21 protein-coding genes are annotated in these 17,734 nt (G+C 63.4%); 5 read left to right on the top strand and 16 right to left on the bottom strand.

The genetic code is table 11. From position 1 onward, the window contains the following. The first annotated feature begins 198 nt into the window (after positions 1 to 198). Entirely contained in the window at positions 199 to 1,263 is a 1,065-nt protein-coding gene (locus ACSQ8Y_RS03110) for a PEP-CTERM sorting domain-containing protein (RefSeq protein WP_436264998.1), read from the top strand. Between the two features lie 64 nt (positions 1,264 to 1,327). Here ACSQ8Y_RS03110 and ilvC read toward each other — a convergent pair whose 3' ends face one another. Genes ilvC through ACSQ8Y_RS03095 form a run of 3 tightly spaced genes read right to left on the bottom strand, consistent with a single transcriptional unit; the run spans position 1,328 to position 4,619 of the window. Then, positions 1,328 to 2,344, bottom strand: a complete 1,017-nt coding sequence (gene ilvC / locus ACSQ8Y_RS03105; protein ID WP_436264997.1) for a ketol-acid reductoisomerase — start codon at positions 2,342 to 2,344, stop codon at positions 1,328 to 1,330. A gap of 59 nt (positions 2,345 to 2,403) precedes the next feature. Continuing rightward, positions 2,404 to 2,895 carry an acetolactate synthase small subunit gene (gene ilvN, locus ACSQ8Y_RS03100; RefSeq protein WP_026334297.1) on the bottom strand — a complete coding sequence of 164 codons (492 nt, stop codon included), beginning with the start codon at positions 2,893 to 2,895 and terminating at the stop codon, positions 2,404 to 2,406. Then, on the bottom strand, positions 2,895 to 4,619 hold the full coding sequence (locus ACSQ8Y_RS03095; protein ID WP_436264996.1) for an acetolactate synthase 3 catalytic subunit: 1,725 nt from the start codon (positions 4,617 to 4,619) through the stop codon (positions 2,895 to 2,897). The genes ilvN and ACSQ8Y_RS03095 overlap by 1 nt, the downstream gene beginning before the upstream one ends. A 484-nt stretch (positions 4,620 to 5,103) precedes the next feature. On the opposite strand from ACSQ8Y_RS03095, the gene ACSQ8Y_RS03090 reads away from it, so the two are divergent. The 4 genes from ACSQ8Y_RS03090 to ACSQ8Y_RS03075 are packed head-to-tail and all read left to right on the top strand — an operon-like array spanning position 5,104 to position 7,424. Beyond that, a complete protein-coding gene (locus tag ACSQ8Y_RS03090) occupies positions 5,104 to 5,673 on the top strand; it encodes an RNA polymerase sigma factor (RefSeq protein WP_436269740.1) in 570 nt (189 codons plus the stop codon). After that, on the top strand, positions 5,670 to 6,083 hold the full coding sequence (locus ACSQ8Y_RS03085) for a DUF3619 family protein (protein WP_436264995.1): 414 nt from the start codon (positions 5,670 to 5,672) through the stop codon (positions 6,081 to 6,083). The genes ACSQ8Y_RS03090 and ACSQ8Y_RS03085 overlap by 4 nt, the downstream gene beginning before the upstream one ends. A 2-nt stretch (positions 6,084 to 6,085) precedes the next feature. Then, a complete protein-coding gene (locus ACSQ8Y_RS03080) occupies positions 6,086 to 6,907 on the top strand; it encodes a DUF3106 domain-containing protein (RefSeq protein WP_436264994.1) in 822 nt (273 codons plus the stop codon). Then, complete coding sequence (locus ACSQ8Y_RS03075) at positions 6,897 to 7,424, top strand: RDD family protein (RefSeq protein ID WP_436264993.1); 528 nt, start codon at positions 6,897 to 6,899, stop codon at positions 7,422 to 7,424. The genes ACSQ8Y_RS03080 and ACSQ8Y_RS03075 overlap by 11 nt, the downstream gene beginning before the upstream one ends. Positions 7,425 to 7,651: 227 nt before the next feature. Here the strand turns inward: ACSQ8Y_RS03075 and ACSQ8Y_RS03070 are convergent, their stop codons facing one another. The 13 genes from ACSQ8Y_RS03070 to ACSQ8Y_RS03010 form a co-directional block, all read right to left on the bottom strand. Beyond that, entirely contained in the window at positions 7,652 to 8,380 is a 729-nt protein-coding gene (locus ACSQ8Y_RS03070; RefSeq protein ID WP_436264992.1) for an rRNA pseudouridine synthase, read from the bottom strand. Further along, positions 8,377 to 9,396, bottom strand: coding sequence for a low-specificity L-threonine aldolase (gene ltaE / locus ACSQ8Y_RS03065; protein WP_436264991.1), 1,020 nt, complete (start codon positions 9,394 to 9,396; stop codon positions 8,377 to 8,379). Before ltaE ends, ACSQ8Y_RS03070 begins: the two co-directional genes overlap by 4 nt. A 30-nt stretch (positions 9,397 to 9,426) precedes the next feature. Then, entirely contained in the window at positions 9,427 to 10,278 is an 852-nt protein-coding gene (locus ACSQ8Y_RS03060; RefSeq protein WP_436269739.1) for a class I SAM-dependent methyltransferase, read from the bottom strand. 82 nt (positions 10,279 to 10,360) lie between these two features. Next, a complete protein-coding gene (gene iscX, locus ACSQ8Y_RS03055; protein WP_436269738.1) occupies positions 10,361 to 10,555 on the bottom strand; it encodes a Fe-S cluster assembly protein IscX in 195 nt (64 codons plus the stop codon). 10 nt (positions 10,556 to 10,565) lie between these two features. Continuing rightward, the gene (gene fdx, locus ACSQ8Y_RS03050) at positions 10,566 to 10,907 is read right to left on the bottom strand and encodes an ISC system 2Fe-2S type ferredoxin (protein WP_436264990.1); all 342 of its coding nucleotides are present in this window, start codon (positions 10,905 to 10,907) and stop codon (positions 10,566 to 10,568) included. Between the two features lie 120 nt (positions 10,908 to 11,027). Then, on the bottom strand, positions 11,028 to 12,923 hold the full coding sequence (hscA, locus tag ACSQ8Y_RS03045) for a Fe-S protein assembly chaperone HscA (RefSeq protein ID WP_436264989.1): 1,896 nt from the start codon (positions 12,921 to 12,923) through the stop codon (positions 11,028 to 11,030). Positions 12,924 to 12,944: 21 nt separating this feature from the next. Then, complete coding sequence (gene hscB / locus ACSQ8Y_RS03040) at positions 12,945 to 13,460, bottom strand: Fe-S protein assembly co-chaperone HscB (RefSeq protein ID WP_436264988.1); 516 nt, start codon at positions 13,458 to 13,460, stop codon at positions 12,945 to 12,947. A 27-nt stretch (positions 13,461 to 13,487) separates the two neighbouring features. Further along, on the bottom strand, positions 13,488 to 13,811 hold the full coding sequence (iscA, locus tag ACSQ8Y_RS03035; protein ID WP_161071992.1) for an iron-sulfur cluster assembly protein IscA: 324 nt from the start codon (positions 13,809 to 13,811) through the stop codon (positions 13,488 to 13,490). Between the two features lie 15 nt (positions 13,812 to 13,826). Further along, positions 13,827 to 14,228, bottom strand: coding sequence for a Fe-S cluster assembly scaffold IscU (gene iscU / locus ACSQ8Y_RS03030; RefSeq protein ID WP_436264987.1), 402 nt, complete (start codon positions 14,226 to 14,228; stop codon positions 13,827 to 13,829). A 41-nt stretch (positions 14,229 to 14,269) separates the two neighbouring features. After that, the gene (locus ACSQ8Y_RS03025; RefSeq protein ID WP_436264986.1) at positions 14,270 to 15,535 is read right to left on the bottom strand and encodes an IscS subfamily cysteine desulfurase; all 1,266 of its coding nucleotides are present in this window, start codon (positions 15,533 to 15,535) and stop codon (positions 14,270 to 14,272) included. Between the two features lie 26 nt (positions 15,536 to 15,561). Then, complete coding sequence (gene iscR / locus ACSQ8Y_RS03020) at positions 15,562 to 16,035, bottom strand: Fe-S cluster assembly transcriptional regulator IscR (protein WP_436264985.1); 474 nt, start codon at positions 16,033 to 16,035, stop codon at positions 15,562 to 15,564. Positions 16,036 to 16,165: 130 nt separating this feature from the next. Continuing rightward, positions 16,166 to 16,942, bottom strand: a complete 777-nt coding sequence (locus ACSQ8Y_RS03015; RefSeq protein WP_436264984.1) for a uracil-DNA glycosylase — start codon at positions 16,940 to 16,942, stop codon at positions 16,166 to 16,168. Between the two features lie 68 nt (positions 16,943 to 17,010). Further along, entirely contained in the window at positions 17,011 to 17,622 is a 612-nt protein-coding gene (locus ACSQ8Y_RS03010; RefSeq protein WP_436264982.1) for a LysE/ArgO family amino acid transporter, read from the bottom strand. Between the last annotated feature and the right edge of the window lie 112 nt (positions 17,623 to 17,734).

Here is a 17,734-nt window from a genome sequence, read left to right as displayed (position 1 = left end):
ACTGGGGCTCGGAGGGAAAAACAATTGCTGGCTAGCAGGATAGCATGGACCCGGCGAAACTGCACAGCTAGCCTATTCAACTGTGCGCACGATACACGGAATGTCACAAACTTAATAAATAAAAAATAATGTCAACAAAGCAAGCACAAGCGTGGCGACGGCCTTAGGATATGGCACCCCAACCATTTTGGAGTATCCATGCCCTACTTGAAATACCTTCCCATCGCCCTGCTGGCAGCCGCCCCGCTGCTGGCGCACAGCGCGCCGTACTACGTGAAACGCATCGGCGTGTCGGCCGGCGGCGACAGCTACGCCAGCAGCATCAACAACGCGGGCGCCGTGGTCGGCGTCCACCATCCGGGAGAAGAACAGCAACCGGCAGCCTTCCTCGCCGCCGGCGGCACGGTCAGCTATCCCGGCAACTTCTTCGCGCTGCGCGGCATCAACGACAACGGCGTAATCGCGGGCAACACCTGGGGCGGCCAGCCCGGCGCGTATACCTGGCAGAACGGCCAGATGAGCAAGCTGGCCGACCTGGGCTACGGCGCCGAGGGCGGCCGGATCAACAACGCCGGCCAGGTGGCGGGCATCGCCCTGACCGCCGACGGCGGTTATCATGCCGCCGTTTTCAGCAACGGCGGGGTACGCGATCTGGGCACCCTGTACGGCGGCAACAGCGATGCCGCCGGCATCAACGACAACGGTGTCGTGGTCGGTTCGACCGACCGCGCACCGGGCAGTTGGGGCGGCCACGCCTTCATTTATGAAAATGGCGTGATGAGCGATATCGGCACGCTGCCCGGCGATCAGGACAGCTCGGCCTGGGCCATCAACGCCGGCCGGGCGGTGGTCGGCACGTCCAGCCGCGCCGGCGGCAACCAGGCCTTCCTGTACGCCAACGGCAACATGCAGAACCTGGGCGCGCTGACCGGTTCCGTCAATTCCTACGCCCAAGGCATCAACGACGCCGGCCAGGTGGTGGGCTGGAGCTTCCAGCCGGGTGGCAAAAGCGCTTTCCTGTACGACAACGGCAGCCTGACCGACTTGAACACCCTGATCGATCCGGGCACCGGCTGGCGCGTGCAGCAGGCGTTCGACATCAACGAAAGCGGCGACATCGCCGCCAAAGCCTGCAAATTCGGCGTGGGCTGCGAAATCGTCGTGCTGTCGGCGGTCCCGGAACCTGGCAGCTATGCGATGCTGCTGGCCGGCTTCGGCGTGCTCGGCTTCACGGCGCGCCGCCAGCGCCGCGCGCGCTCCTGAGCAAAAAAAACCCGCCGGCTTGCGCGGGCGGGTTCGATGCGGGCGGGCTTGCGCCCGCGCTGCATTAGTTTTTCGTCTGGTCGACCAGCTTGTTTTTCGCAATCCAAGGCATCATGGCGCGCAGCTTGGCGCCGACTTCTTCGATCGGGTGCTCGGCGGTCAGGCGGCGGCGGGAAATCAGGGTCGGCGCGCCGGCCTTGTTTTCCAGGATGAAGCTCTTCGCGTATTCGCCGGTCTGGATGTCCTTCAGGCACTGGCGCATCGCTTCCTTGGTCGCCGAGGTCACGACTTTCGGGCCGGTCACGTACTCGCCGTATTCGGCGTTGTTCGAGATCGAGTAGTTCATGTTGGCGATGCCGCCTTCATAGATCAGGTCGACGATCAGCTTCAGCTCGTGCAGGCACTCGAAGTAGGCCATTTCCGGCGCGTAGCCGGCTTCGGTCAGGGTTTCGAAACCGGCTTTGATCAGCTCGACAGCGCCGCCGCACAGCACGGCTTGTTCGCCGAACAGGTCGGTCTCGGTTTCTTCGCGGAAGTTGGTTTCGATGATGCCGGCCTTGCCGCCGCCGTTAGCCGAAGCGTAGGACAGGGCGATGTCGCGGGCGTTGCCGGACTTGTCCTGGTACACGGCGATCAGGTGCGGCACGCCGCCACCCTGGCGGTAGGTGCCGCGCACGGTGTGGCCTGGGGCCTTGGGAGCAACCATGATCACGTCCAGGTCGGCGCGTGGCACGACTTGGCCGTAGTGCACGTTGAAGCCGTGCGCGAAGGCCAGCACGGCGCCCTGCTTGGCGTTCGGCGCGACGTTTTCAGCGTAAACCTGGGCGATGTTCTCGTCCGGCAGCAAAATCATGATGACGTCGGCGGCTTTGATCGCGTCGTTCACTTCAGCAACCTTCAGGCCGGCCGCTTCCACTTTCGACCAGGAGGCGCCGCCCTTGCGCAGGCCAACGGTCACATTGACGCCGGATTCGCTCAGGTTTTGTGCGTGCGCGTGGCCCTGCGAGCCGTAGCCGATGATGGCCACGTTTTTGCCCTTGATCAGGGAGAGGTCGGCGTCTTTGTCGTAGAAAACTTTCATGGTCATTCCTTGGTGAGATATTTGGTAAATTTTAAGAATTTTTAAGAAGAAATTCTTAATTAAACTTTGAGGATGCGTTCGCCGCGGCCGATGCCGGAGCCGCCGGTACGGACGGTCTCCAGTATGGAAGCGCGGTCGATCGAATCGATAAAGGCGTCCAGCTTGGTCTTCGCGCCGGTCAGCTCGATGGTGTAGGTCTTCTCCGTGACGTCGATGATGCGGCCACGGAAAATGTCGGCGGTGCGCTTCATTTCCTCGCGCTCCTTGCCCACCGCCCTCACCTTGATCAGCATCAGCTCGCGCTCGATGTGCTGGCCTTCGGTCAGGTCGACCACCTTGACCACTTCAATCAAACGATTCAAGTGCTTGGTGATCTGCTCGATGATGTCGTCCGAACCGGTGGTGACGATGGTCATCCGCGACAGGGTCGCGTCTTCGGTCGGCGCCACGGTCAGCGTTTCGATGTTGTAGCCGCGGGCCGAGAACAGGCCAACCACGCGGGACAGTGCGCCGGCTTCGTTTTCCAGCAATACAGAAATAATATGTCGCATTACAGATCCTCCGAACCCAGGAGCATTTCGGAGAGGCCTTTGCCTGCCTTCACCATCGGCCACACGTTCTCGCTCTGGTCGGTAATGAAATTCATGAAGACCAGCTTGTCCTTCATACGGAAAGCATCCTTGAGCGCGTTCTCGACGTCGCCCGGCTTTTCGATCTTCATGCCGACGTGGCCATAGGCCTCGGCCAGCTTCTCGAAGTCCGGCAGCGAATCCATATAGGACTCGGAGTAGCGCGAACCGTAGTCGATCTGCTGCCACTGGCGGACCATGCCCAGGAAGCGGTTGTTCAGCAAAATGATCTTCGGCGTCAAGTGATACTGTTTGCAGGTTGCCAGTTCCTGGATGTTCATCTGGATCGAGCCTTCGCCGGTGATGCAGGCGACGGTCGCGTCCGGATTAGCCATCTGCACGCCCATGGCGTACGGCAGGCCGACACCCATGGTGCCCAGGCCGCCGGAATTGATCCAGCGGCGCGGCTTGTCGAACTTGTAGTACTGCGCGGCCCACATCTGGTGCTGGCCGACGTCGGAAGTGACGTAGGCGTCGCCGCCGGTCACTTGCCACAGCTTCTCGACCACGTCCTGCGGCTTGATGACCAGGTCCGAACCGCTGTACTTCAGGCAGTCCTTGCCGCGCCATTCGTTGATCTGCTTCCACCAGTTGCTCACGGCCGGATTCGGCTTCTGCTCGGCGGCGTCCAGCTGGGCCAGGAACTCGACCAGCACGTCCTTGACGTTGCCGACGATAGGAATGTCGACCTTCACGCGCTTGGAGATCGACGATGGGTCGATGTCCACGTGGATGATCTTGCGCGGATTGCTGGCGAAGTGTTTCGGGTTGCCGATCACGCGGTCGTCGAAACGGGCGCCGATGGCGATCAGGACGTCGCAGTGCTGCATCGCCATGTTCGCTTCGTAGGTGCCGTGCATGCCGGGCATGCCGACGAACTTGTCGTCGGAGGCGCGGTAGGCGCCCAGGCCCATCAGCGTGTTGGTGACCGGGAAGCCCAGCTTGTCGACCAGCTTGTTCAGCTCGGGCGAGGCATTGGCCAGGATCACGCCGCCGCCGGTGTAGATCATCGGGCGTTCGGCTTGCAGCAGCAATTGCACGGCCTTGCGGATCTGGCCGGAATGGCCCTTGTCCACAGGCTTGTACGAGCGCATTTCGATCTCCTTGGGATAGGAGTACGGCGCCTTGTGCATGCTGATGTCTTTAGGGATATCGACCAGCACCGGGCCTGGACGGCCGGTACGGGCAATAAAGAAAGCTTTCTTGATGGTTTCCGCCAGGTCTTTCACATCCTTGACCAGGAAGTTGTGCTTGACCACGGGGCGGGTGATGCCGACGGTGTCGCATTCCTGGAAGGCGTCCTGGCCGATGGCGTGGCTGGGCACCTGGCCCGAGATCACGACCATGGGGATGGAATCCATGTAGGCGGTGGACAGGCCGGTAACGGCATTCGTCACACCGGGGCCGGAAGTGACCAGCGCAACGCCGACCTTCTGCGAGCAACGCGAATAGGCGTCGGCGGCGTGGACCGCGGCCTGCTCGTGGCGTACCAGGATGTGCTGGAATTTGTCCTGCTTGAAGATGGCGTCGTAGATGTAGAGTACTGCGCCGCCCGGGTAGCCAAAGACGTGCTCAACGCCTTCTTCGGCCAGACAACGGACGAGTATTTCTGCGCCCGTGATGGGAGCATTGGCTTCGGTGTTCATGAAACATTCCTTTCAAGGTCCATAGGAGATTGATCGGATGCTCTTTCCTGGCGAAGCTATGCAATACGTGGCAGGGGCTCCAGGCTTCCCTTCTTTCTGCGGTCACGGCGCTTCTTGGCGTACCCATAGATACGGTGCAAAGCGGCGCTAAACGCAACTCGTTCGGCCGGAGTGTCTGCCGCGGTTCTGCATACCTCTCGCGCTTGTGGCGCGGGTTAGAGCAAACTGCTGACAAATGAAAGCGGGAATTACCTGTGGCCGCGTTGTGTGCTGCCGGGTAAAACCAATGGCCTCGTGGTGTGCAAAGCGATCTACACGGTACTGCCTGGCATCAATTTGGTCAAGTAAAATCATGAGCCAAGCGCAATTTGCTTGCCAATCTGGTGCATTTTTATCCAGACAAGTGTTAAAGCCATGCGGAAAGGCCCGATTTTTGCTAGGATGCAGCCTGTTCATCTCCCCCCGGCAGTACGCTCCCCGACGCATGGCAACAGACAAAGAATTATCGGATTTTCTCGAAAACGTCGAGCGGCGCGCATTCAAACAAGCCGTCTACGCGGTGCGCAAGGACGAAAGCGCGCTGGACATCGTGCAGGATGCGATGATCAAACTGGCCGAGAAGTACGGCGACAAGCCGGCCGCCGAATTGCCGATGCTGTTCCAGCGCATCCTGCAAACGACCATCCTGGACTATTTCCGGCGCGAAAAGGTGCGCAACACCTGGGTCAGCCTGTTTTCGGGCATGAGCTCCTCGTCGGACGAGCACGAGGACTTCGACATACTGGAGTCGTACGAGGCCGAGCAAGGCTCGCAGGCGTCCGAGTCCAGCGCCGACAAGGTCGAGCGCATGCAAACCCTCAGCGCCATCGATGACGAAGTACAAAAACTGCCCGCGCGTCAACGCGAAGCGTTCCTCATGCGTTACTTACATGATCTGGACGTGGCCGAAACGGCCGAAGCGATGGGATGTTCCGAAGGGAGCGTGAAAACACATTGCTCACGCGCAACACACACTCTTGCGGAAGCGCTCAAAGCCAAGGGAATTAAATTATGAATACCGACGATCTAAACTTTGCCTATCGGGTGCGGCACGCACTCAACGAGAAGCTGGACGACCTGCCGGCTTCGACCACCGACCGCCTGGCCGCAGCCCGCAAGGCCGCCATGGCGCGCAAGAAGGCGCACGTTCCCGTGCGCGTGACGCAGGCCGAGCTGGCCACGGCCGGCGCCGGCGCGAACGCCGGCGGCTTCTTCAGCAATCCCCTCGGCTGGCTGGGCCGCATGAGCGTGGCCGTGCCGCTGCTGGTGCTGGTGGCCGGCATGGTGGGCGTCTACCAGTACGAAGAGCAGCAGCGCATCGCCGAACTGGCCGAGCTGGACGCGGCCGTGCTGTCGGACGAACTGCCGCTGTCGGCCTACCTGGACCACGGCTTCAACGCCTATCTTGAAAATCGCGAGCAATAGGGATGGCGCGTACCAGCGTGGGTGCACTCTGCCGCTTCAAGGGTGAAATCGTTACCATCGCGATGCTGGGCTGCACAGCGCTGGCCGGCGCGCAAAGCGGCGCCGCTGCTCCGGTCCCTGCTCCGGCCCCGGCTGTGACCGCCGCGCCCGCCGCTGCCTTGCCTGCATCCGCGTCCGCCCCTGCGGCCAGCGTCAAAACCGCAGCGCCTGCGCCCGGCAAGCATGCCGTAGCCCCGATCGCCATCGAAAAGCCGCTGTGGAAAGACCTCACGGCAGCCCAGCAGCGCGCGCTGGAACCGCTGATCGGCGAGTGGAACAAGCTCGACAGCCTGCGCAAGCAGAAATGGCTGGAGATCGCCAACCGCTTCGCGTCGATGAAACCGGACGAGCAGCAGCGCGTGCACGAGCGCATGCGCGACTGGCTGCGCCTGACGCCGGACCAGCGCCGCCAGGTGCGCGAGAACTTCGCGCGGACACAAAAAATCACCCCTGGCCAGAAGTCGGCCCAGTGGGAGCAATACCAGCAGTTGCCGGAAGAAAAGAAAAAGCAGTTGGCCGACAAGGCGCCGAAAAAACAGGTCGCCAATCCGCCGACGCCGTCGCAAAGCAAGGTGCCCCTGGTCGCGCCGGTGAAGTCCAAAGCGCCCGCCCAGCCGGGTACCGCAGCCTCGCCGGGCGCAACGCCAGCCGCCGCCACAGGGAGTTCCGCGCCTGCCGCGGCCCCGGCGGCGACACCTGGCGCCACCCCGGCCAGCGCAGCCCCTGCCGCAGCCGCTCCCACCACCAATCCGGCCAGCCCGGCAGCACCAGCCAATGTCAAATAGCACGCCGATCGACACGCTAGTCCCCACCGTCAAACGCCGCCTGATCTCCATGGTGTATGAATTGCTGCTGGCGTTCGCGGTGCTGTTCCTGCCCTTTTTGATTTTCGAAGTCGTGTCCGGCGCGGCGCACACGCCGGTGGCCGAGCACATGCGCCAGATGCTGGCCTTCCTGGTGCTGGGCGCCTACTTCATCCACCAATGGGTGCGCGAAGGCCAAACCCTGGCCATGCGCACCTGGCGTATCAAGGTAGTGCTGCCGGGCCACGCCCATGTGCCGCCCAGGATCGCCGCCCTGCGCTACCTGCTGAGCTGGGGCTGGGTGCTGCCTGCGCTGGTGATTGATTACGCCTTCGGCCTGAGCCGCTGGCAAGCGTTGAACGCCATCGCCGCCGGCATCCTGGCCTGGTCGCTGACGGCCTTTCTCGGCAAAGACCGCCAGTTCCTGCACGACAAGCTGGCCGGCACCCGGCTGGTCCAGTTGCCTGCGCCCGAGAAGAAGCAAGCCAAGGCCGCCTGAGCAAGCGCGCTGCCGTGACGCTGGCTGTCCATGGATCCCCGCTTTCGCGGGGATGACGGTGGTATTTCGCGGGGATGACCCTGGTACTTCGCGGAATGCCCCTGGCACTTCGCGGAATGCCCCTGGCACTTCGCGGGGATGACCCTGGTACTTCGCAGAATGCCCTGGTATTTCGCGGAATGCCCCTGGTACTTCGCAGGGATGACGGTGGTATTTCGCTGAAATGGCTAGAAGCGCTCGTGGGCCTGCAGGTAGCGCCACTCGCCGACCGGCAGGCTGGACATAGCGATGCGGCCGACGCGGATGCGCTTCATGGCCACCACTTTCAAGCCCACCATGCGGCACATGTGCTCGATCTGGCCCGGCTTCGGCGACTTCACCGCGAAGCGCAGACGCTTCTCGTTTTGCCAGCTGACCTTGATCGGCGGCAGCGGCTTGCCGTTGAACGGCAGGCCGTGGTTCAGCAGCTTGAGGCCGTTGTCGGCGATGCTGCCCTCCACTTCCACGATGATCTCCTGCTCCAGCCCTTCCTGCAGCTTGCGCGTGACGCGGAAGTCCTGCGTCAGCACGACCAGGCCGCTGGCCATGGTGTCGAGCGGCGTCTCCAGCGACAGGTTGGCCAGGTGGCGTTTGAGGAAACGCTCGCCGCGCGCGGACTCGCTGCGGCTTGCCTCGCTCAGGCAGCCGAACACCGGCTGGCCGTCCTTGTCGATGCCTGCACTGATGCCGGCCGGCTTGTTGAACAGGATGGTGGCCGGCTCGATCTCGAGCGGCGCGGCGTCCTTGGCCAGTTCCACGGTCTGGTGCGGCGCGACGCGCGCGCCGGCTTCTTCGACCAGTTCCCCGTCCACGCGCACGAAAGCGCCTTCGATATAAAGTTCGGCTTCGCGGCGCGAGCACGGAATCATGTCCGCCAGGCGTTTGGCGAGGCGGATGGTGTTGTCTTGTTCTGTCATAACTTGGCGAAATAAGCCGCAAAAGCTGCGGCGGTGCGTTCGAGGCCGGCACGCGGCGCATCGAGATGGATGACGAGGCGCAGGCGCGGCGCCATGGCGACGCGGATGTGCGCGGCATGCAGCGCTGCCTGCAGCCCTGCGGTCGCCGCTGGCGGCACGTCCACGTAGAAGATATTGGTTTGCGGCGTGCTCACTTTCAGGCCGGGGATCTTGGCCAGCTCGTCGGCGAGGTAGGCCGCGTTGGCATGGTCCTCGGCCAGACGCTCGACGTTGTGCTCCAGCGCGTACAGGCCGGCGGCCGCGATGACGCCGGCCTGGCGCATGCCGCCGCCCAGCATCTTGCGCCAGCGCTTGCCCTCCTCGATCAAGGCACGCGAGCCGCACAGCACCGAGCCGACCGGCGCGCCCAGGCCCTTGGACAAGCACACGGACACGCTGTCGAAACCCTGCGCGGCCGCGCGCAGGCTGAGTCCCTGCTTGACGGCGGCGTTGCAGACGCGCGCGCCGTCGAGGTGGGTGGCCAGGCCGCGCTTGTGCGCGTACGCCGTCGCTTGCGCCACGTAGCCGGCCGGCAGCACGCGGCCGCCTATGGTGTTTTCCAGCGCCAGCAGGCGCGAGCGGGCGAAGTGGATGTCGTCGGCCTTGATATTGGCCTCGATGTCGGCCAGCGCGATGCTGCCGTCGGCCTGGTTGGCGAGGGGCTGCGGCTGTATGCTGCCGAGCACCGCGGCGCCGCCGCCTTCGTAGCGGTAGGTGTGCGCTTCCTGGCCGACCAGGTATTCATCGCCGCGGCCGCAATGGGCCAGCAGCGCGATCAGATTGGTTTGGGTGCCGGAGGGTGCGAACAGCGCGGCCTCGAAGCCGAACAGCTCGGCAGCCGTGTCCTGCAGGCGGTTGACGGTGGGGTCGTCACCATAGACGTCGTCGCCGGTGTCGGCGGCGCGCATCGCGTCCAGCATGGCTGGACTCGGGCGGGTTACGGTGTCACTGCGAAGGTCTATCCACTGCTCACTCATATCCCGCCCTTTTCTATCGCTTTTCTGTCGTTAAGACTCTGCTTTTTCCAGCTGCTCGGCAAAGAAGCGCCTGCCCATTTCTTCCAGCCCCAGGGTTTCCAGCACTTCCTGCAAGCGTTCCGTCGGGCGGCGGCGCGGCAGGTTTTTAAAGCTGGCGATGATGAGTTCATTCTTCATCGAATGCTCCCAGCCCACCAGTTCCGTGACGTTGACCTGGTAGCCATGCGCCTCCAGCTGCAGACAGCGCAGCACATTGGTGATCTGGCTGCCGAATTCGCGCGTGTGGATGGGATGGCGCCAGATTTCGGTCAGCGCGTTTTTCGCCAGCGTCTTGCCTTTATTCTTCTTCAGCACCGTGGCCACCTCGGCCTGGCAGCACGGCACCAGCACCATGTATCTGGCCTTCTTCTTCAGCGCAAAGGCGATGGCGTCGTCGGTCGCCGTATTGCAGGCGTGCAGCGCGGTGACGATGTCGATCTGCTCAGGCAGCAGCCTGGATTCGGTCGATTCGGCCACCGACAGCGGCAGGAAGGACATGCCGCCGAAGCCGAACTTCCGTGCCAGCTCCTGCGACTTGGCCACCAGCTCGGCGCGCGTTTCGATGCCGTAGATGTGGGAGCCGTCGTCCAGGTTCTTGAAGAACAGGTCGTAGATGATGAAGCCGAGGTAGGACTTGCCGGCGCCGTGGTCGACCAGCGACACGCCGGGGCTCGGTTTCCCTTCCGCTGCCTGGATCTCCTTGAGCAGCGGCTCGATGAACTGGTACAGGTGGTAGACCTGCTTCAGCTTGCGGCGGCTGTCCTGGTTCAGCTTGCCGTCCCGCGTGAGAATGTGCAGCTCCTGCAGCAGCGCAACCGACTGGCCCTCGCGGATCTCCGGCATGTTGGCGGCCGCCGTAACGGTGGCGCCGACAGCTGCGGGCGGACCGGCCTTGGCAGGCTTGGCTGCGGACGCGCCGGTATGCTTAGGCTGCTTCATCGATCCACGCCTGCTGGATCGCTTCCAGAACCTTTTCGCCGCCACGGGTATGGTCGTCGTCGAAACCTTCCAGGTCCACCACCCAGTTGTGCAGGTCGGTGAAGCGGATGGTGAGCGGATCGATGTCCGGGAATTTGTCGTACAGCGCTTCGGCAATGGCCGAGATGTCACTCCATTTCATCATGCGCTCCTCAGTGCCCGCCTTCGCTGGCGTGGTTGATGGTGTACTTCGGAATCTCGACCACCAGGTCCTCGTCCGCCACCACCGCCTGGCACGACAGGCGCGACACGGCTTCCAGGCCCCAGGCTTTGTCCAGCAGGTCTTCCTCGGTTTCGCTGGCTTCGCTCAGCGAGTTGAAGCCTTCGCGCACCAGCACGTGGCAGGTGGTGCAGGCGCAGGACTTCTCGCAGGCGTGTTCGATGTGGATGTCATTTTCCAGCATGACGTCGCACAGCGTTTTGCCGGCCGGCGCTTCGACGACGGCGCCCTCGGGGCACAGCTTGGGGTGTGGCAAAAAAACAATTTGTGGCACGTGATACCTCTATATATTCAGTAGCCCATGTCGCCCTCGCGAAGGCGGCTGTGCGCCGATGCGAGGCCCATGCTGAGCTAAATGGCTATGGGTTCCCGCTTTCGCGGGAACGACAACAATTTACACGACCTGGTCCAGCGTCTTGCCGGCCAGTGCGCTGCGCACGCTGCGGTCCATGCGGCGCGATGCGAATTCCTCGGTGCCGTTCGCCAGCGCTTCGACGGCCAGCTTGATGGCGGTATGGTCGACGGCGCCGGCCACGGATTCGGCCAGCACGGTGCGGGTCCTGGCCACCAGCGCGTTGACCTCGGCCAGTTCCTCGGCCGACAGCAGCGACGCATCTTCATCCAGCGCGGACTGCGTGGCCAGCAGGATGCGCTCGGCTTCGACCTGTTCTTCGCGCAGCGCGCGCGCCGCCATGTCGACGTCGGCCGACTTATACGAGTCCTGCAGCATGCGCGCCACGTCGTCGTCGCCCAGGCCGTAGGACGGCTTGACCGAGATCGACGCTTCCACGCCGGAGCGCAGTTCGCGCGCCGACACGGACAGCAGGCCGTCGGCGTCGACCTGGTACGTGATGCGGATGCGCGCCGCGCCTGCCGCCATCGGCGGTATGCCGCGCAGCTCGAAGCGCGCCAGCGAACGGCAGTCCGTCACCAGTTCGCGCTCGCCCTGCAGCACGTGCACGGCCAGGGCGGTCTGGCCGTCCTTGAAGGTGGTGAACTCCTGCGCGCGGGCGCAAGGGATGGTCGAGTTGCGCGGGATGATCTTCTCGACCAGGCCGCCCATGGTCTCGATGCCCAGCGACAGCGGGATCACGTCCAGCAGCAGCCAGTCGTCGCCCGGCGCGCGGTTGCCGGCCAGCAGATTGGCCTGGATGGCGGCGCCCAGCGCCACCACTTTGTCCGGATCGATGTTCGCGTGCGGGATGGTGTGGAAATACTCGCTGACCGCGCGCTGCACGTGCGGCATGCGCGTGGCGCCGCCCACCATCACCACGCCGTCGATGTCGTCGGCATCGATGCTGGCGTCGCGCAGCGCCTTCCTGATGGCGTTCATGGTCTTGGCGACCAGGTGCTTGGTCATGTCGGCGAACTGCTCGGCCGTCACCTTCAGGTGCACTTCCTCGCCCGAACCGAGGAAGGCGTCCACCGTCACTTCGGACTTGGTGGACAGCAGTTCCTTGGCCTCGCGCGCCTTGACCATCAGCACCGCGGTGTCCTCATCGGACAGCGGCGCCAGTTTTTCCTGCTCGTGGATCCAGCAGAACAGGCGGTGGTCGAAGTCGTCGCCGCCCAGCGCGGAATCGCCGCCGGTGGACAGTACCTCGAACACGCCCTTGCTCAGTTTCAGGATGGAGATGTCGAACGTGCCGCCACCCAGGTCGTACACGGCGAACGTGCCTTCCGAGGCGTTGTCCAGGCCATAGGCGATGGCGGCGGCGGTCGGCTCGCTCAGCAGCCGCAGCACGTTGATGCCGGCCAGCTGGGCCGCATCCTTGGTGGCCTGGCGCTGCGCCTCGTCGAAGTAGGCCGGCACGGTGATGACGGCGCCGACCAGGTCGTCTCCCAGCGAGTCTTCGGCGCGCTGGCGCAAGGTGGCCAGGATCTGCGCCGAGGTCTCGACCGGCGACTTGACGCCGGCCACGGTCTTCAGCTGCACCATGCCGTGCCCGTCTTCGCGGCCGCCATCGACGAAATCGTAGGGCATGTTCTCGGCGTAGGCGATGTCCTTCAGGCCGCGGCCCATGAAGCGCTTGACGGAGACGATGGTGTTCTTCGGGTCGGTGGTCTGCGCGGCCTGGGCCTTGTAGCCGATGTGGGCATGGCCGTTCGGCAGGTAGCGCACCACGGACGGCAGCAGCGGGCGGCCCTCTTCGTCGTTCAGCACTTCCGGAATGCTGTTGCGCACGGTGGCGACCAGGGAATTGGTGGTGCCCAGGTCGATACCGACGGCCAGCCGGTGCTGGTGCGGCGCGGTCGACATACCCGGTTCGGAAATTTGCAGTAGTGCCATGTTATTTGTATTCTTTTTACGCTACGCTTCGAGCGTGTCAAAGGCGAAGCGGACTTCTTCGCCGAATTTTTCGAGGAACATCAGGGCGCGCACGCCTTGCGCGGCGGCGTGGAAATCGCCGCCCGCCATGCTGGCCTCGATGTCCTTCAGCTGTTCCTTGCGCGCGGCGCGCAGTTGGCCGTCCAGCTTTTCCAGCAGTGCCACATCCTTGCCCGAGCGCGCGTCGTCGAGCTCCTCGCGCCATTCCATCTGCTGCATCAGGAAGGCCGCCGGCATCGCCGTGTTGGACTCGGTCTGCAGGTCCACGCCATTGAGCTCGCACAGGTAGCGCGCGCGCTTTTGCGGGTTCTTCAGCGTCTGATAGGCTTCGTTGGCGCGGGTGGCCCACTGCATGGCGACGCGCTTTTCGGCGTCGGTGGCGTTGACGAAACGGTCGGGATGGACGCGGCTCTGCACGTCGCGGAAGGCGCTGTCAAGCGCCCCCGTGTCGACGGCGAACTGCTGCGGCAAGTGGAATAGTTCGAAGTGGTTTTGCACGGCGCACGACAGGAAAATACTGCGGATTTAGATACGGAAGCTTTCGCCGCAGCCGCAGGCGTCTTTCTCGTTCGGATTGTTGAACTTGAAGCCCTCGTTCAGGCCTTCGCGCGCGAAGTCCAGTTCGGTGCCGTCGATGTACGGCAGGCTTTTCGGATCAACGAACACCTTGACGCCGTGCGACTCGAACACGCTGTCCTCATCGGCCACCTCGTCCACGTACTCCAGCTTGTAGGCCAGACCGGAGCAGCCCGTGGTGCGCACGCCGAAGCGCAGGCCCAGGCCCTTGCCGCGGCGTTCGATGTAACGGTTGATGTGCTTGGCCGCTTTTTCGGTCAGTGTAATTGCCATGCTGTTCTCCGGCGTTTAAGCCACTTGTGCCACTGGTGCCGCGTGTTTCGCCTTGTAGTCCTCGACCGCCGCCTTGATGGCGTCTTCGGCCAGGATGGAGCAGTGGATCTTCACCGGCGGCAGGGCCAGTTCTTCGGCGATGGCGGTGTTCTTGATGGCCAGCGCCTCGTCCAGGGACTTGCCCTTGACCCATTCGGTCACCAGCGACGACGAGGCGATCGCCGAGCCGCAGCCGTAGGTCTTGAATTTCGCGTCTTCGATCAGGCCGTTGGCGCCGACCTTGATCTGCAGCTTCATCACGTCGCCGCAGGCTGGCGCGCCAACCATGCCGGTGCCGACCGATTCGTCGCCCTTTTCAAATGCGCCGACGTTGCGTGGATTTTCGTAGTGGTCCAACACTTTTTCCGAGTAAGCCATTTTAATGCTCCTAGTATCTTAAGAAATCTGTCCGGCCGCGCTTAGTGCGCCGCCCACTGGATCGAGTTGATGTCGATGCCCTCTTTGAACATGTCCCACAGCGGCGACAGTTCGCGCAGCTTGCCCACCTTGGACTTCATCAGTTCCACGGCGAAGTCGATGTCTTTTTCGGTCGTGAAACGGCCGATGGTGAAACGGATGGAGCTGTGCGCCAGCTCGTCGCTGCGGCCCAGGGCGCGCAGCACGTACGACGGCTCCAGCGAAGCCGAGGTACAGGCCGAGCCGGACGACACGGCCAGGTCTTTCACGGCCATGATCAGCGATTCGCCTTCGACGTAGTTGAAGCTCACGTTCAGGTTGTGCGGCACGCGGTGTTCCATGTCGCCGTTGATATACGTTTCCTCGATGTCCTGCAGGCCGGCCGCCAGGCGGTCGCGCAGCGCCTTGATGCGCGCGATCTCGCTGTCCATTTCCACCTTCGCCAGGCGGAACGCTTCGCCCATGCCGACGATCTGGTGGGTAGGCAGGGTGCCCGAGCGCAGGCCGCGCTCATGGCCGCCGCCGTGCATTTGCGCTTCGATGCGCACGCGCGGCTTGCGGCAGACGTACAGCGCGCCTATGCCTTTCGGGCCGTAGGTCTTGTGCGCGGTGAAGGTCATCAGGTCGACCTTGGTCTTTTGCAGGTCGATCACCACCTTGCCGGTCGCTTGCGCGGCGTCGCAATGGAAAATGATGCCTTTCGAACGGCACAGCGTGCCGATGTCGTCGATCGGCTGGATCACGCCGATTTCGTTGTTCACCAGCATGACCGAGATCAGGATAGTGTCCGGGCGGATGGCCGCTTCCAGCTGGGCGATGGTGATCAGGCCGTTGTCCTGCGGTTCCAGATAGGTGGCCTCGAAGCCGACCCGCTCCAGTTCGCGCACCGTGTCCAGCACAGCCTTGTGCTCGGTCTTGACGGTGATGATGTGCTTGCCCTTGGTCTTGTAGAACTGCGCCGCGCCCTTGATGGCGAGGTTGTTCGATTCGGTGGCGCCCGAGGTCCAGATGATTTCGCGCGGATCGGCATTGACCAGCGCGGCCACGTGGCCGCGCGCCTCTTCCACCGCTTTTTCAGCGGTCCAGCCGTACATATGGCTGCGGGAGGCGGGATTGCCGAACTGTTCGCGCAGGTAAGGGATCATCTGGTCGGCCACGCGCGGGTCGATCGGCGTGGTGGCCGAGTAGTCCATATAGATCGGGAAATGCGGCGCGGTCTTGAATTCAACCGGGGCCACCTGGGCGACGTTTTTTTCTGGGGCGTTCATCTAATAACTCCAATCAGCGTATCTGTTTAGCCAAGAGCGGCGTTGCGGTGCATGACCACCACGGCCTGCTCGGCGTGTTTTTGCCTTTGTTGATCGACCAGATCCTGCAGCGATACGGAGTCCAGATAGTCGACCATTTTTTCATTCAGCGTGGCCCACAGCTCGTGGGTCATGCAGCGCGCACCGGTGGCGGCGTCCGCCCCGTGGCAATTCTCTTTGCCGCCGCACTGGGTGGCGTCCAGCGGCTCGTCGACGGCGATGATGATGTCCGCCACCGTCACTTTGTCGGCTCGGCGGGCCAGGCTGTAGCCGCCGCCGGGGCCACGGATCGACTCGACGATCTCGTGGCGGCGCAGCTTGCCGAACAGCTGCTCCAGATAAGACAGCGAAATCGCCTGGCGCTGCGAAATGCCGGACAGCGTGACCGGGCCTTTGCCTTGGCGCAAAGCCAGATCGATCATCGCAGTCACTGCAAAACGGCCTTTGGTGGTCAGACGCATCACAACCTCGGTTCGGTTAAAATATCGTGCTTTGCAACTAAGCAAACTCCGATTAGTTGAACGATTTAGTCAAGTATAACAAACTTGACCAATTTTGTCAGGCACCCCTGGCAAGCGCCTTGCTTGTCCGTCAGCAGCGCAGCAAACGCAGCGGCCCGAACAGCGCGTGCATGTCGCTATTGGCGATAAACGACAGGTTATAAGGGTGTTCGGCCACGATCTGCGGCAGCGCTTGCACCATGGGCAATTTGTTCAGCTGCTCGGCGATCTTTCCCCACAACACCAGCGTCGGCCGGGCATCGGACAGCGCCGCGATCACCGTCTCGAAAAAGGGCAGCCAGGCTTTCGCGTCCTTGGCCGGGGCCACGTGGGGACGGAACACCAGCGAGGCGTTCAATAGCAGGAAACCCTGTTCGGTCAGCTTGTGCTGGATCTGCTTCAGGGTCTGGGTAGCGCCGGGGGCGTTGCGATACTGAGCGGCGACGGCCGCCAGCGCGGCGCCGGCCGTATTGTCCGCAGACAACTGCCCGTCGGCGACCAGCAGCATTTTCATGAAGTTGCGCAGCGAGGTTGCCTTGTTGACCGGTTTCGACAGCCCGCCGCCCTCCTCGCCGGACCACAGGCTGCCGACCGCGCCGTCCATGAAGCAGACGCCGGTGGCGCTCTCGGCGCGCGGGTAAGGGCCTTCTCCCACCAACACATAGCGTACTTGCGGCAAAGGCAGCTCAAAAGCGGCGAACAGGCGCAATTCCGTGGGCAGGTAGTTGTCCAGCGCCAGCTCGGGGAGATAGGCCGGGTTGGCCGCTGCCATCGCTTCCAGGCCGCGCAGCAGGACCGGGCGCCAGCTGGCGTCGACGCGGTCCAATGCCTGCAGGATGGGTGTCGGGATGGGAGTGTGAGCGGGCATGGGGCAGGATTTTACCTTAGCCCCGCTTTCCCCGCTCGCGGCGGCCCCGGAATGTCAGCCCGAAAATGTCAGCCCAGAATCAGCCCGGCCGCCACGGTCAGCATGATGACGCCGGTCAGCGCTTCGATGCCCTTCCACACCAGCGGACGCTGGAACACCTCGGACAGGCGGCTGGCGCCGAAGCCCAGCGCGGTAAACCACAGCAGCGAGGCGGCTATCGCGCCGGCCGCGAAGCTGGGGCGTTGATGCGCCGGGTAGTTGCCGCCCAGCGTACCCAGCAGCACCAGCGTGTCCAGGTAGACGTGGGGATTGAGCAAGGACAGGCTCAGCACACTGATCAGTGCGCGCTGCAGGCTGAGCGGCACCGCCCCGGCTTGCACCACCAGTGTGTCCGAGCGCAGCAGCGAGGCCCAGCTGCGCAGGCCGTACCACAGCAGGAATGCCGCGCCGCCCCAGCGCGCCAAGCCCATCAGCAGCGGCGAAGCCTGGACCAGGGCGCCCATACCGGCCACGCCGGCGCCTATCAGCACCGCATCGATCAGGATGCAGGCCGCCACCGTCGCCGCCACGTGCTGGCGCCGCACGCCGACCCGCAGCACATGCGCGTTCTGCGCGCCGATTGCCACGATGAGGCTGGCGCACAGGCCCATGCCGTTGAGGAAGACGTGTGGTGTGAACATAGCTGGCTCGCTGGGTAGTTGAGGGAATGCATGCATTCTCCCGTCCTTGCGCCCGCAAATGAAGCTGGATTAATATTACTCAGGATAGTTAAGAATTTCTAATCTGGAGACC

Source organism: Pseudoduganella sp. LjRoot289 (genome assembly GCF_964252925.1).
In the GTDB taxonomy this organism is placed as follows: Bacteria; Pseudomonadota; Gammaproteobacteria; order Burkholderiales; family Burkholderiaceae_D; genus Rugamonas.
The sequence above is the reverse complement of the archived record's forward strand: the minus strand, read 5'-3'. Positions and strand labels throughout refer to the sequence as shown.

Bases quoted from the DNA above. Each gene is read 5' to 3' on its own strand.
- ACSQ8Y_RS03110 (WP_436264998.1), top strand. From the start codon at position 199: ATGCCCTACTTGAAATACCTTCCCATCGCCCTGCTGGCAGCCGCCCCG.
- ilvC (WP_436264997.1), bottom strand. From the start codon at position 2,344: ATGAAAGTTTTCTACGACAAAGACGCCGACCTCTCCCTGATCAAGGGC.
- ilvN (WP_026334297.1), bottom strand. From the start codon at position 2,895: ATGCGACATATTATTTCTGTATTGCTGGAAAACGAAGCCGGCGCACTG.
- ACSQ8Y_RS03095 (WP_436264996.1), bottom strand. From the start codon at position 4,619: ATGAACACCGAAGCCAATGCTCCCATCACGGGCGCAGAAATACTCGTC.
- ACSQ8Y_RS03090 (WP_436269740.1), top strand. From the start codon at position 5,104: ATGGCAACAGACAAAGAATTATCGGATTTTCTCGAAAACGTCGAGCGG.
- ACSQ8Y_RS03085 (WP_436264995.1), top strand. From the start codon at position 5,670: ATGAATACCGACGATCTAAACTTTGCCTATCGGGTGCGGCACGCACTC.
- ACSQ8Y_RS03080 (WP_436264994.1), top strand. From the start codon at position 6,086: ATGGCGCGTACCAGCGTGGGTGCACTCTGCCGCTTCAAGGGTGAAATC.
- ACSQ8Y_RS03075 (WP_436264993.1), top strand. From the start codon at position 6,897: ATGTCAAATAGCACGCCGATCGACACGCTAGTCCCCACCGTCAAACGC.
- ACSQ8Y_RS03070 (WP_436264992.1), bottom strand. From the start codon at position 8,380: ATGACAGAACAAGACAACACCATCCGCCTCGCCAAACGCCTGGCGGAC.
- ltaE (WP_436264991.1), bottom strand. From the start codon at position 9,396: ATGAGTGAGCAGTGGATAGACCTTCGCAGTGACACCGTAACCCGCCCG.
- ACSQ8Y_RS03060 (WP_436269739.1), bottom strand. From the start codon at position 10,278: ATGCCGGAGATCCGCGAGGGCCAGTCGGTTGCGCTGCTGCAGGAGCTG.
- iscX (WP_436269738.1), bottom strand. From the start codon at position 10,555: ATGAAATGGAGTGACATCTCGGCCATTGCCGAAGCGCTGTACGACAAA.
- hscA (WP_436264989.1), bottom strand. From the start codon at position 12,923: ATGGCACTACTGCAAATTTCCGAACCGGGTATGTCGACCGCGCCGCAC.
- iscA (WP_161071992.1), bottom strand. From the start codon at position 13,811: ATGGCAATTACACTGACCGAAAAAGCGGCCAAGCACATCAACCGTTAC.
- iscU (WP_436264987.1), bottom strand. From the start codon at position 14,228: ATGGCTTACTCGGAAAAAGTGTTGGACCACTACGAAAATCCACGCAAC.
- ACSQ8Y_RS03025 (WP_436264986.1), bottom strand. From the start codon at position 15,535: ATGAACGCCCCAGAAAAAAACGTCGCCCAGGTGGCCCCGGTTGAATTC.
- iscR (WP_436264985.1), bottom strand. From the start codon at position 16,035: ATGCGTCTGACCACCAAAGGCCGTTTTGCAGTGACTGCGATGATCGAT.
- ACSQ8Y_RS03015 (WP_436264984.1), bottom strand. From the start codon at position 16,942: ATGCCCGCTCACACTCCCATCCCGACACCCATCCTGCAGGCATTGGAC.
- ACSQ8Y_RS03010 (WP_436264982.1), bottom strand. From the start codon at position 17,622: ATGTTCACACCACACGTCTTCCTCAACGGCATGGGCCTGTGCGCCAGC.